Origin of the sequence: Streptomyces sp. NPDC005281 (assembly GCF_040607495.1) — a bacterium.
Classification (GTDB): Bacteria; Actinomycetota; Actinomycetes; order Streptomycetales; family Streptomycetaceae; genus Streptomyces.
Genome location: NZ_JBEXGX010000011.1, coordinates 1 through 12,852, shown reverse-complemented (window position 1 = coordinate 12,852; position 12,852 = coordinate 1). Strand labels below are relative to the sequence as shown.

Sequence of the window (12,852 nt, the reverse complement as noted above, 5' to 3'; positions counted from 1 at the left end):
CTCAGATCACCCCGCCCGACTTCAGGAGCCGCAATTCCTCTTCGCCGAGGCCGAGTTCGCCGATGTAGATCTCCTCGTTGTGCTCGCCGAGCAGCGGGGAGGCGGTGATGTCGACGGGGGAGTCGGAGAGCTTGAGGGGGCTGCCGACGGTGACGTAGGAGCCGCGCTCGGGATGCTCGACCTCGACGACCATGTCGTTCGCGGCGAGCGAGGCGTCCTCGATGATCTCCCTGGTGGACAGGATCGGTCCGCACGGGATGCTCTCGGCGTTGAGCTGTTCCAGTACCTGCCACTTGGGCAGCGTGGTCGTCCACTCCTCGATGAGCTGGAACATCTTGGTGAGCCTCGGCAGCCGGGCCCGCGGGGTCGCCCAGCCGGGGTCGTCGGCCAGCTCGGGACGGCCGATGAGCCGGGTGATCGGCTTCCAGCCGGCGGGCTGGACGATGACGTAGACGTAGTCGTTGGGGCCGCCGGGCGCGCACTTGACGGCCCAGCCGGGCTGGCCGCCGCCGGAGGCGTTGCCCGAACGGGGGACCTCGTCGCCGAAGTCGTCGTTGGGGTACTCGGCGAGCGGTCCGTTGGCCAGGCGCTGCTGGTCGCGCAGCTTGACCCGGCAGAGGTTGAGGACGGCGTGCTGCATGGCCACGTTGACGCGCTGGCCGCGTCCGGTGCGGGTGCGCTGGAGGAGGGCCGCGAGAACGGCGGCGACGGCGTGGACGCCGGTGCCGGAGTCGCCGATCTGGGCGCCGGTGGCCAACGGGGGGCCGTCCTCGAATCCGGTGGTGGCCATGGAGCCGCCCATGGCCTGCGCGACCACCTCGTACGCCTTGAAGTCGGTGTAAGGGCCGTCTCCGAAGCCCTTGATGGAGGCGTAGACGATCCGCGGGTTGATCTCGCGGATGCGGTCCCAGGTGAAGCCCATGCGGTCGACCGCGCCGGGGCCGAAGTTCTCCACCATGACGTCGGAGCGGCGGATCAGCTCGGTCAGGAGCTGTTTTCCGCGCTCGGTCTTGGTGTTGAGGGTGATGCTGCGCTTGTTGCTGTTGAGCATGGTGAAGTAGAGGGAGTCGGCGTCCGGGATGTCCCGCAGCTGGGTGCGGGTGATGTCACCGGCCGGCGCCTCGAGTTTGACCACGTCGGCGCCGAGCCATGCCATCAACTGGGTCGCCGAGGGACCGGACTGAACGTGCGTCATGTCCAGGACCCGGATGCCTTCGAGAGCCTTGGTCGTCACAGGTCACCTCACTTGTCCGTTGCCTTGAGCCGCCCGGTGGAGCCGGCGGTGAGTCAGGTTCGTACATTGCATACAGTCGACGAATACTGTATGAAGATTGTTATCCCGCATCCGATGGGTGATGTCCAGGGGTCGTGCACCACTTTCAGGACAGGAGCCGAAACGTGGATCTGTACGAACATCAGGCACGGCGACTCTTCGAGGAGTACGGCGTTCCGGTGCCGCACGCCGAGGTCACCGACTCGCCCGGCCGGGCGCGCGGCATCGCGCGCCGACTCGGCGGCCGGGTCGTCGTCAAGGCCCAGGTCAGGACCGGCGGGCGCGGCAAGGCGGGCGGAGTGCGGCTCGCAGAGGACCCCGCCGCCGCCGAACGCGCGGCGCGCGACATCCTCGGCACGGACATCAAGGGGCACCCCGTCCGCACGGTGATGCTCGCCCAACCGGTCGACATCGAGAGCGAGTTCTACGTCTCGTACGTCCTCGACCGCGCCGCCGGACGCTTCCTCGCGATCGCCTCCGCCGAGGGCGGCACCGAGATCGAGGAGGTGGCCGCGGCCCGGCCGGAGGCGGTGGCGCGTGTCCCCGTGGACCCGGCGCACGGTGTCACCCCGCAGAAGGCGGCCGAGATCGTCCGGGCCGCCGCACTGCCGCCTCGGACCGCCGACGTCCTCGTGCGGCTCTGGCAGGTGCTCATCCGCGAGGACGCCCTCCTCGTCGAGGTGAACCCGCTCGTCCGCACCGTCCAGGGGCAGATCGTCGCCCTGGACGGCAAGGTCACCCTGGACGACAACGCCCGCTTCCGCCAGCCGCGTTGGGCCGAAGGTGAGGACTCGCACGGCGACCCGCTGGAGGCCGCCGCCGCGGCCAAGGGCCTCAACTACGTGAAGCTGGACGGCGAGGTGGGTGTCATCGGCAACGGAGCCGGCCTCGTGATGTCGACGCTCGACGTCGTCGCCGGCAGCGGCGCCCGCCCCGCCAACTTCCTCGACATCGGCGGCGGAGCCTCCGCGCGGATCATGTCCGACGGACTGTCCGTCGTCCTGTCCGACCCCGGCGTCAGATCCGTCCTCGTCAACGTCTTCGGCGGCATCACCGCCTGCGACGCGGTCGCCGACGGCATCGTGCGGGCGCTGGACGCCGTACGGCCGACCAAGCCGCTCGTGGTCCGGCTCGACGGCAACAACGCGGCCCGGGGCCGCGCCGTCCTCGGCGAGCGGGCGCACCCCCTGGTGCACCAGGCCGCCACCATGGACGACGCGGCCCGCCTCGCCGCCCGACTGGCCCACATCGGCTGAAGGAGCGGGACATGGCCGTCTTTCTCACCAGGAATTCCAAGGTCGTCGTCCAGGGCATGACCGGCGCCGAGGGCATGCGGCACACCCGGCGCATGCTCGCCGCCGGCACGGATGTCGTCGGCGGCGTCAATCCGCGCAAGGCCGGCCTGGCCGTGGAGTTCGACGTTCCGGGCCCCGGGGGCCGTGAGAGCGTCCGGAGGACCGTCCCCGTCTTCGGTTCCGTGCGCGAGGGGATCGAGGCGACGGGAGCCGACGTGAGCGTCGTGTTCGTGCCGCCCGCCTTCGCCCGCGAGGCCGTGATGGAGGCCGCCGACGCAGGGATCGCGCTCGCCGTCGTCATCACCGAGGGCATCCCCGTCCACGACTCCGTCGCCTTCCGCGCGCACGCAGCCGCCCGGGGCACCCGTGTCATCGGCCCCAACTGCCCCGGCCTCATCTCGCCGGGACAGTCGAACGCGGGCATCATCCCCGCCGACATCACCGGGCCCGGACGCATCGGCCTGGTCTCCAAGTCCGGCACCCTCACCTACCAGCTCATGCACGAACTGCGGGACATCGGCTTCTCGACCTGCGTGGGAATCGGCGGGGACCCCGTCGTCGGCACCTCTCACATCGACTGTCTGGCGGCCTTCGAGGAGGACCCCGACACCGAGCTGATCATTCTCATCGGGGAGATCGGCGGCGACGCCGAGGAACGGGCGGCCGCGTACGTACGCGATCACGTCACCAAGCCCGTCGTCGGCTACATCGCCGGATTCACCGCCCCCGAGGGCCGGACGATGGGGCACGCCGGCGCCATCGTCTCGGGCTCCTCGGGCACCGCCCGGGCCAAGAAGAAGGCCCTGGAGGCGGCCGGAGTGCGGGTCGGCGACACCCCGACCGAGACCGCACGGCTGGTCCTGGCGCGGCTGGCGGAGGGCGGCGGCGAGTGATGTCACTCATAGTTGATGTGGGGTGACTGTCGGAAACCGTCGGACCCCACTACGTTCCCTCATGTACGCGACGACTGTTCGCGCGGCCTGTGCGGCCTGCCGTCCGGCAGGATCCGGGCCCCCGCCCCCGACTGTGCACCGAGAGCGGAGACAACCGATGCCAACCCCCGACCCCACCCCTCCCGACCTCACGCCACCCGGTCCCACCCCTCCCGATCCCACGCTTCCCGGCCCCACCCGTCCCGGACCCGGCTCTTTCGACGCCGCCCCTCTCGTCCTCAAGTCGGGCACGTCCTGGGCCGACGCCTGGCGGAGATCCCTCGCCGTCGCCCCCGAGGCGTTCCGCGACGAGCGGGTGCTCAACCTCTGGAACTCCGGCTGGCAGGCCGACGGCCGGGCGCTGCCCGCCACCAGCCCCGTTGACGGCAGCCCCGTCGCGGGACCGCCACGGCTCGACGGCGTCACCGCCCGCGCGGCCGTCCGCGCCTCGCTCGACCAGCACCGAGCCTGGCGCCATGTTCCCCTCGCCGAGCGCCGGGCCCGCGTCGCGGCGGCCCTCGACGCCCTCACCGAACACCGCGAACTGCTCGCCCTCCTGCTCGTCTGGGAGATCGGCAAGCCCTGGCGGCTGGCCCGGGCGGACGTGGACCGCGCCATCGACGGCGTGCGCTGGTACGTCGACGGCGTCGAGCCCATGGTGGAAGGCCGGACCCCGCTCGACGGACCCGTGTCCAACATCGCCAGCTGGAACTACCCGATGAGCGTTCTGGTCCACGCGATGCTGGTGCAGGCGCTCGCGGGCAACGCGGTCATCGCCAAGACCCCCACCGACGGCGGTGTCGCCTGCCTCACCCTGGCCTGCGCGCTCGCCGCGCGCGAAGGCCTCCCCCTCACCCTGGTCAGCGGGAGCGGAAGCGAACTCTCGGAGGCGCTCGTGCGCGCGCCCGAGATCGGGTGCGTCTCCTTCGTCGGCGGCCGGGACACCGGCGCCGCCGTGGCCACCGCCGTCGCCGACCTCGGCAAGCGCCATGTCCTCGAACAGGAGGGCCTCAACACCTGGGGCGTCTGGAACTACAGCGACTGGGACGCGCTGACGGCGGTCGTCCCCAAGCTCTTCGACTACGGCAAGCAGCGCTGCACCGCCTACCCGCGCTTCGTCGTCCAGCGCGCCCTGTTCGACGACTTCCTCGCCGCGTACCTTCCGGCCGTACGCACCCTGCGCACCGGTCACCCGCTCGCCGTCGAGCAGCCCGGCGACCCGTATCCGTCGCTGGACTTCGGCCCGGTCATCAACGCGGCCAAGGCCAAGGAGCTGAAGGACCAGATCGCCGAGGCCATCGACCGGGGCGCGGTCCCGCTGTACCGCGGCAAGCCGTCCGACGCCCGCTTCCTGCCCGGCCAGGACACGGCGGCGTACGTCCAGCCCGTCACGCTCCTCAACCCGCCCCCCTCCTCGCCGCTGCACCACGCCGAACCCTTCGGCCCGGTCGACACCATCGTCCTGGTCGACACCGAGGCCGAACTGCTCGCCGCGATGAACGCGTCGAACGGCGCGCTGGTCGCCACGCTGTCCACGGACGACGAGGCGACGTACACCCGGCTGGCACCCCAGATCCGCGCCTTCAAGGTCGGCCACGGCAGGCCCCGCTCCCGCGGCGACCGCGACGAACTCTTCGGCGGCTTCGGGGCCTCGTGGCGGGGCGCGTTCGTGGGCGGGGAACTCCTGGTGCGAGCGGTGACCCGGGGCCCGGCGGGGGAGCGGCTGCCGGGGAACTTCCCGGATTACCACTTGATGCCGTGACCTCGTGAGCCTCGTGAGCCTCGTGAGCTCCGAGCCTTCGTGATCCTCTGCGGAGCCGGAGCCGGAGCCGGAGCCGGAGCCGGAGCCGGAGCCGGAGCCGGAGCCGGAGCTGGAGTGCGAGTGGGAGCGGGCGTGGGCGGGGGTGGCGTCCGCGACCGGGCGCCGCCCCGCGGGGAAGTCCCGGTGTGCCGGCCGGTCAACCGATGCCCTGCCGGTCCGGTCGCAGGGCGAAGGCGCGGTCCGAGGCCTCGGCGACCGAGCGCTCCACGGCCTCGACTAGCAGCGCTCGGTGCCGGAGAAGGGGCTCACGCCGGTCCGCGGGAGCGATCACGGCCAGATCGTCGAGCCCGGCGACGAGGCGCCGGGTGACCTGCGGTGTGCCCGTGGCACAGCCCCGGATCTCGGCGAACCCGAGATCGACCAGCTCGGTCCACCCCGGCACGGGCTGCACCAGCCGTACGTTCCCGCTCCGGTCGCGATGGAGAGCCGCGTCGAGGGGCCGGCCGGCGACGGCGGCCAGGAACTGCACGATGCGGTCGATCGCCTGCACGGCCGTGGTCGGGTCGTTCACCGCGGCCGACAGCGCCCGCAGCCCGATGTCGGACAGCTGGCGCAGTCCGAACGCGAAGTCCTGGTGGAAGGTGCGCTCCACCCCGACGGACACGGTGCGATTGAGCGGCCGCCCCGCCGGGGCGGATCCTCCGTACACGGCGAACAGCGGCGTGCCCGGTACGACGAAGTCTCCGATCCGCGGGATCAGCCTCAGCACGACACCTTCCCGCCGGGCCGCCCTCACCAGCCGGGCGATGTTCACATCCCGCAGGACCCCGGCCCGCCCGTGATGGGTGACCAGGGCGGTCTCGGGCCCGAGCGTGTCCTCCTCGCCGGTCGAGCGGCCCACGGGCATGCGCGCGACGACCTTGAACGCCTCGCGGGTGATGCGGTCGATGACATGGGTGATGCGCATGAGGCGCAGGGTCTGGTTCACGTACAGCACGAAGAGCAGGAGACTCAGCCCCAGCATCGTGAGCGTCAGCACCGACTGGATCAGCGGGATCGAGGTCACGTACCGCGCCTCGGCCTGCCCCTCGTACGAGGTCAGTACGAGCAGCGACAGCAGGAACGTGGCGAGGAACACGGCGAACGTGGCCTTGGTGATCCGGCTCCGTACGAAGATCCGCACCACGCGCGGACTGAACTGCCCGCTCGCCATCTGCACGGCTACCAGCGAGATGCTGAAGACCACACCGATGAAGGTCATCATCGCCGAGCTGACGACGGTCACCACGGCCTTCGCGTCGTCGGCCAGCCGCAGCAGATCGTCGAGGGTGTCGAAGTCCCGAGCGTCGCGCAGCGAGTCGACGATCGCGGTGTCGATCTCCGTCGCCACCGCCCACACCACGAAGACCAGCACCATGGCCGCGGTGGGCGCGAACCAGAACGTGTCCCGCAGATGCTCCCGCCACGGCGACAGCGCCCTCGGCCGCCGCCCTTCCCGCAGACCACCGGTAGTCATCCAGTCACCCATGGTGAGACTGTATGCGCACCCCCACCGTGTGCCGCGGACCCGCTCCGAAGGCCCGGATATGCAGGTGAGAGGCACTCCGAAACCTTGGTATTGTTGTCCATGTCGCCGCGGGGAACACCTCCGGCCAGGCGGCAGACACCCTGTCCGGGTGGCGGAATGGCAGACGCGCTAGCTTGAGGTGCTAGTGCCCTTTAACGGGCGTGGGGGTTCAAGTCCCCCCTCGGACACATTGTGGGACGTTCACGAGATCGTCCCGAAGCGTTCACGAATTACCGGTCGAGTCATGTGACTCACCGGTTTTTCGTCGTTCCTGAGGCCTTCGGGTCGCGTGATCGACTCGGTGAGGGGTTGGTGCGGTGGCGGTCCGGGTGCTGCGCCTCTCACCTGCGGAAACAGGACATGCCTGCGCGACGGCTGGTAGCCGTGGCGCAGGCATGTGGGGTTTTCAGGGGGCGCAGCGCGGCGGGGATGCGTCACTCACGTGGCGGAGGCTTGCCCTGCCCGGTCGGAAGCGGTTCCGACCGGGGTGGGTCGGCGGGTCGGCCGCTTGGGGATGCGGTATGCGGCGTGCTGATTCGGCGCGGCTGGATGCCTTGGTCGCGGCGGAACCGTTCGATGGCTCTGAGATTCGCCACGAAGATGATCACGGCGTTGAGCAGTGTCTGCGCGACGCGGCCGTGGGGCAGGCGGAACTGGGGGTTGTCGATGCTGTCGAGGGTGGATTTCTTAAGATTGCCGTTGCCGCCTTCGTTCTGACTGCGCAGTCCGGACCAGGCCTCTTGCCACAGAGGTGTGAACAGGGCGTACTTCTGCCGCCATTTGGCCAGCACGGCGCCCGGGACAGTGATGCTCTTCCCGGTGCAGATGTCGGGGTAGGCGCTGGTGTCCCGCTTGGGCCGGGGGATGGTGGGCAGGGCAGCTGGGGTGCGGACGGTGGGGGCGTCGAGGTCGACGATCGTGGACGGTCGCGGTTGGGGGCGGCGGTAGCAGGTGACCGTGGCGTGTGGTCCGAGGGCCGGGCACTGTCGACGCTGGTCACCCGCGGGGCCGTACTCCTTGACCTTGGTCTGGAAGTCCTTTCGGGACTGGATCAAGCTGAGTGCGTGGGCGCGGTCCTCGTCCGTGCGGCTGTTGATGTAAGTGGTACCTGCAGTCACGAGCGGGGTCGGCATCATCGGGCAGTAGAACTCGCCGCCGACCAGCTCCATGCCGCGGAACTCCCCTTGCCGGTCGACCTTGTCGTCGTTGTAGTGCTTCACCGCGTTGAGGCCGAGTTCGAGCAGCTGCAGATGCAGGTTGCGGGGCTTGGCTTGGGAGATGCCCCGGTCGGCGCAGAAGAGGTCTTTGACCATGCCTCGTTCAAAGGCCGGTTGGATGGCGCGCAAGGCGGCCGGCCCCGGTTCGGTGCCCGGAGTGTGGAGGATCATGCCGAGACAGACCGCAGGGTAGGCGCCGGCGAGGTCGCCGTGGCCGTGGCCGGGGAACGCGGCCATCATGGCGTAGCGGAACTCCTTCTTCTCTGGTGCCTTGGTCTTCTTCTGCGTCGGTTTGGTACTGCGAGTCGCTGGCTTGTTCGCGGTGCCGCGTCGGGTGCCGGTGTTCGTGGGGGCCGCAGCTCCGCCGGGATCCAGTGGCCGCTTCGGCGCTCCTCCCTTCACGTACATCCCCGCGGTGATCTCAAGCGAGGCCCGGTCCCTGCGGTAGTCAGGCCCTTTGCCCCAGATCGGAACCGGAGTGTCGTCGACCGCGACGTGACCGTGCCAGCGAGCGAAGTCGCCGCGCTGGTAGGAGGCCAGGACCGGGGCGAGAACCAGGTCCTGGGCGATGGCTTCCAGGTTGCGCACGGTGTCCCTGCTGGCGCGGGCATTCCACCGTCGCCGGATCTTCTTGGCCTCGCCGAGTGTCAGCCGTTTGCGGCGGTCGTGCGGCGCCGGGTCGAGGCGCTTGGTCATCGATGTCCAGGACCGGTAGACCCGCTTCGACATCGCGTACTGCTTGTGCGCGATGTGGTCGATCTCTTCGCCGGTGGCGCCCTCAGGGATGTTCAGGTCGATGTCGGGAACGTCGAGCAGGGCTTTGGCCCCTGGAGACAGCGCGAAGAAAAGTGTCTCCCAAGCGTCGTCGATGTTTGCGCTCTTGCCCGTGTACTGCGACAGGATCAGGCCGATCAATACGGTGCGGAAGGGCATGCCCTTGGGCCCCGGCCTGTGGTTGTCGGAGGGGAGGCGCTCCAGTGCGCCGCTGTGCCGCACAAGATTGAAGACCTGGTTCACGACACGATCGTTGAGGGTACGGCCGGGGGCTTGCGGTGCGGGGCGTAAAGCGAGGCCGGTACGCCGACAGGGTTTGTTCTCCGGGTTCTTCCTGCTCACGCCGCTGCTCCCCGCAACAGATCGGATGCCTCTGCTTCGGATACGTCGTGGAGGAAGACGAGGTAGCGCGAGAGGCTGTGCAGCGTCGCGAGCCCCGATGCTTTGAGAATCACCTTCAGTGGAATGCCCGCATTCAGCAGATCGACAATCCAGGTCGTGCGCAGCCGCTGGGTCTGCAGCACCGCGCCGTCGCAACGGCCGATGATGCGTGGGTACTTGGCGAGCCAATCCGATGCGATGTGCTTGCTGGTGCGGTCCTGCCAGTCTGGCCGGAACACGTACGCGTCTGCCGGGATGTCTGCAGCCTCCGCCAGGAGCAGTTCCTCGTAGGCGTAACGGCACACGACGGTCCGCGGCCGGCGCCCGTGAACCTTGACCAGTGCCCGCCCGGTGGGGCCCGCGTGGATGTCCCGCCCCTGAACGTACACAAGATCCTCGACGGCGAGGCCGCACCCGATACCGAGGCAGAAGAGCAAACATGCATTGCGCCGCTGGGCCGTGGTGGGCAGGCTCTGCGCCCAGATCAGCCAGTGGGCGACTTCTGCCCGTGGGTAAGGCGTCATCGGGATTGCGGCAGCCTTCAGTCGAATCGGCGGATGCTGCCCGAGCTGATCCAGCAGGAGCGCTTCGGAAGCCCGGCGCAGCTGGCTACTGCAGGTCCGCCGACTGTTGGCGGCCATGCTGCTGCAGCCGACGAGGATGAACCGTTCGACGGTGCTTCGGTCAAGGATCACCGAGGGTTCCAGCGGGAGGCCCTGGGCCTCGGTCCAGGCGACCAGCCGTGCGAGCGGCGTCATGATCACGTCCGGGCCGTAGGGGCCAGCCGCAACGGCCAGGAATCCCAGCGAGCGGACGACCGGCGCGATGCGTCGCCACTGGGCGGGCGGCACCGTCTCCGTTTTCGGCGAGTACGCCAGCAAACGATTCGACACAGCGACCTCCAGGCGCAAGGCCCATGACATCTGGCCGGTTAACCGGCCGCTGATGTCAGTGTCGATCACGATCTGAAGGAGCGCATCTTTATGACCGGAGGCCGAGCGCGCACGGCGTCGCCACGGAATTACGCCGTCGACCCGGACGAGTGGCCTGATGCCAGGATTGTTGGGGAGCCCGCCGCAGCGGTGGTCCAGACGATTGCCCGCCGCCTCACCGCCGCCCTGGGGGAGCGACCGAAACTCTCGCTGCGCGCACTGGCTGCCCAGAGCGATGTCGGCAGGCAGACCATCGGCGATCTGCTGGCGGGCGCCAGCTGGCCGGATGTCCTGACGGTCTGCCGGCTGGAGCACGCTCTGGGCCTTGCGCTCTGGCCCGGATCGAATGCGACTCAATGTGCCCATGACTGATCCTCAATTGCCTGTTTGGGGTCAGTCGTGCACGGTCCATTCTATGACGGCGCAGATTCTCTCTAGCGCTACCGTCGGCGGCGCTAGAGTGAACGTGCACGACGGACCGGAACCCTGCTAGGAGAAGCGTCCGTTCGTGCGTTTGGGCGGCCTCCCTCGACCGATAATCGAGGGAGGCCTGCTTATTGGGTTGAGGTCGTGCTCAGGTGGATCAAGCAACTCGGGATGACAGCACGGCCCGGAACATCCCTGGCGCTACGTTTTCCACCTCGCCAAGTTGCTTCATACGGTTGAGGGTTTTCCCTACGGATGAGCGGACCGTCGCGTCCGCTCCCGGGCGCACGGCCGCCGCGATTTCGGTGATCGACATCGCCTCTTGGGTGGCGCACAGGAGCGTGAGGATCGCATCACGCATGCTTCCGTTGCGCGGAGGCCCCAGGGCCTGGGTACCAGAGCTCGGAGGCGCCTCTTCTGTCGACGGATCCTCGTCGGAGACAGAATCTTCGGACGGTGCCCCCCCGGAGGGCTGGACGGTCGCCGTGTCCTCCTCGGTGGCCGGCCGCTCTTCGTGAACATCGGTGGATTCGACTTCCTGGCACATCATCGCGAGGACCGCCTCCAGCGTGGCCAACTCGCCACGCAGCGAAGTGATCAGTTCCTCCACGGCATGCCGGGCCAGGCCGACATAGACACCTTTGCTCGACGCAGGCGCGCCTGTCCGGTATCCCGCCATGGTGAACTCCTCGAGGAAGGCCGCTGCCAGTGTAGGGACGGCACACTGTGGCACGCCCACAGTTCCTGTGAGGTGACGCCAAACGGTCAGCAGCGCACCCAAGTGCGGTAAGTCCAGTTGGAGTTATCGCAGAAATCGACCTGCCTTGGCGAAGAAGTGACTCGTCGGAATCCTGAGAAGCCGTGCTGGATCCGTGAGGCGTGGCACCGCAGAAATCTGGCGGTGTGGATTCTGTCGAAGCTCCCGGTCCCTGGGAGCTTGTGGGCGCTACGGTTCCATCATGGTGGATGCTAATCATCTGTCGGCGACCGAGGCCTTGGCGTCGGTGACGAAGGCTCTGGATGTTCTTGTCCTGGCTCATGACCGGGGGAAGATCGGTGTCATGGAGACTGCCCGGGAACTCGGCATGTCCCGCTCCACCGTGCATCGCATCCTGGTCACCCTGACGCGCACGGGTTTCCTGCGGCACGATCTGGGGCAGCGCGGATACTCACTGGGGCCGCAACTCGTACGCATGGGACTGGACGCCATCGCTCAACTGGACGTCCGGAAGCAGGCCCGCAGACCCCTCGAAGAACTGTCCGAGAAGCTGCAGGAGACGGTATGCCTGTATAGCTTGGACGCCGCTGTCGTCCGGCTGCTCGACGGAGTCGAGTGCCGGCAGGTTCTGCGAGTCAGCGCTCCACTCGGCCAGTCTCTTCCCGCGCATGTCACAGCGGCGGGCAAGGCCCTTCTTGCGCTCCGCGACCCGGCACAGGTGCGCGCAGCTCTCCCGGCTGCACTCGCCGCAACGGCGGCAGCAAGCATCACCGAATGGCCGCTGCTCGAGGTGGAGCTGGAGGAAATCAGAGGCCGGGGATGGGCGGCAGACCTCGAAGAAAGCGCGCACGACCTGCACAGCGTAGGGGTGGCCGTCCGGAACCGCATTGGGGAGCCACTCGCTGCGATCGCCGTGCACGCACCCGCCGTACGCCTCCGAGAACAAGATATGCCCGCAGTCGCCACGGCTCTGCAGGAGACCGCCACCGCAATCGTCGGGACAGCGTGAGCGATCAAGGCCCCAACGTGATCCGCCCGTCCGGGATCCACCCGTCCAGGTATCCCGTCAACAGCGCATCTACATCGGGCAGATCACAGTGAGCGCATAACTCCGGCCACTGGTCTGGTCCCGCCCAGCGTACTGGCCTCTTCCCAGGCAGATGCTTTGGCGGACCGCCGGCCACCATGAGGCGAAAGATGAACACGTGCGCCTCTCGACGGCTCTGGCCGACGGGTACAGGAACTTGAGCCCAACGGCACCCCTCAACGGTGCCACCGCGCGTTGGCATCGTGCCGACCACATTGTGGACTAGTCGCATCGCCGCATCATGGTAGGGCTCCGTAGCCTGGGCGGATCCTGAAGGAAGCACCCATCGGGCCGGGCGTCCAGGAGATTCGTCAGGTACCAGGGCGAGGGTCCGCTCCGAGCTCAGCACCGCGACGAACACCACCCGACGCATCCTCGGAGCCGGCACGGTAGTGAGGTTCCCCCTGTCGGCCGGACAGGTTGATACTGGGACGGATGGTCCCGGAGGAAGCAGTCACAGGAGTGAGTAGCAAGAGCAACATGAGTAA

At 68.6% G+C, this 12,852-nt stretch carries 10 protein-coding genes and 1 tRNA gene; 6 read left to right on the top strand and 5 right to left on the bottom strand.

All coding sequences use genetic code 11. From position 1 onward, the window contains the following. Position 1: 1 nt before the first annotated feature. Complete coding sequence (gene frc, locus ABZV42_RS16990) at positions 2 to 1,234, bottom strand: formyl-CoA transferase (RefSeq protein ID WP_355978532.1); 1,233 nt, start codon at positions 1,232 to 1,234, stop codon at positions 2 to 4. 164 nt (positions 1,235 to 1,398) lie between these two features. On the opposite strand from frc, the gene sucC reads away from it, so the two are divergent. The 3 genes from sucC to ABZV42_RS16975 all read left to right on the top strand — a co-directional run bounded on the left by sucC (position 1,399) and on the right by ABZV42_RS16975 (position 5,262). Further along, positions 1,399 to 2,529: an ADP-forming succinate--CoA ligase subunit beta gene (sucC, locus tag ABZV42_RS16985; protein ID WP_356052412.1), complete on the top strand. Its 1,131-nt coding sequence runs from the start codon at positions 1,399 to 1,401 to the stop codon at positions 2,527 to 2,529. Positions 2,530 to 2,540: 11 nt separating this feature from the next. Then, the gene (gene sucD, locus ABZV42_RS16980; protein WP_355978527.1) at positions 2,541 to 3,461 is read left to right on the top strand and encodes a succinate--CoA ligase subunit alpha; all 921 of its coding nucleotides are present in this window, start codon (positions 2,541 to 2,543) and stop codon (positions 3,459 to 3,461) included. Positions 3,462 to 3,618: 157 nt separating this feature from the next. Then, positions 3,619 to 5,262, top strand: coding sequence for an aldehyde dehydrogenase family protein (locus ABZV42_RS16975; RefSeq protein WP_356052410.1), 1,644 nt, complete (start codon positions 3,619 to 3,621; stop codon positions 5,260 to 5,262). Positions 5,263 to 5,458: 196 nt separating this feature from the next. Here the strand turns inward: ABZV42_RS16975 and ABZV42_RS16970 are convergent, their stop codons facing one another. Further along, a complete protein-coding gene (locus ABZV42_RS16970) occupies positions 5,459 to 6,790 on the bottom strand; it encodes a DUF2254 domain-containing protein (protein ID WP_355978521.1) in 1,332 nt (443 codons plus the stop codon). A 142-nt stretch (positions 6,791 to 6,932) separates the two neighbouring features. Here ABZV42_RS16970 and ABZV42_RS16965 point away from each other — a divergent pair. Next, positions 6,933 to 7,017 (top strand) — tRNA-Leu (locus ABZV42_RS16965). A 246-nt stretch (positions 7,018 to 7,263) separates the two neighbouring features. On the opposite strand, the gene ABZV42_RS16960 is transcribed toward ABZV42_RS16965, so the two are convergent. Next, positions 7,264 to 9,063 (bottom strand): hypothetical protein, encoded by a 1,800-nt coding sequence (locus ABZV42_RS16960; protein WP_356052408.1) that lies wholly within the window; start codon positions 9,061 to 9,063, stop codon positions 7,264 to 7,266. A gap of 95 nt (positions 9,064 to 9,158) precedes the next feature. Then, a complete protein-coding gene (locus tag ABZV42_RS16955; RefSeq protein WP_356052406.1) occupies positions 9,159 to 10,163 on the bottom strand; it encodes a hypothetical protein in 1,005 nt (334 codons plus the stop codon). 21 nt (positions 10,164 to 10,184) lie between these two features. On the opposite strand from ABZV42_RS16955, the gene ABZV42_RS16950 reads away from it, so the two are divergent. Then, the gene (locus ABZV42_RS16950) at positions 10,185 to 10,505 is read left to right on the top strand and encodes a helix-turn-helix transcriptional regulator (RefSeq protein WP_356052403.1); all 321 of its coding nucleotides are present in this window, start codon (positions 10,185 to 10,187) and stop codon (positions 10,503 to 10,505) included. Positions 10,506 to 10,716: 211 nt separating this feature from the next. Here the strand turns inward: ABZV42_RS16950 and ABZV42_RS16945 are convergent, their stop codons facing one another. Next, complete coding sequence (locus tag ABZV42_RS16945; protein ID WP_356052401.1) at positions 10,717 to 11,238, bottom strand: hypothetical protein; 522 nt, start codon at positions 11,236 to 11,238, stop codon at positions 10,717 to 10,719. A 280-nt stretch (positions 11,239 to 11,518) separates the two neighbouring features. Between ABZV42_RS16945 and ABZV42_RS16940 the strand changes: the two genes are divergently transcribed. Further along, a complete protein-coding gene (locus ABZV42_RS16940) occupies positions 11,519 to 12,286 on the top strand; it encodes an IclR family transcriptional regulator (RefSeq protein ID WP_356052399.1) in 768 nt (255 codons plus the stop codon). Positions 12,287 to 12,852: the final 566 nt, after the last annotated feature.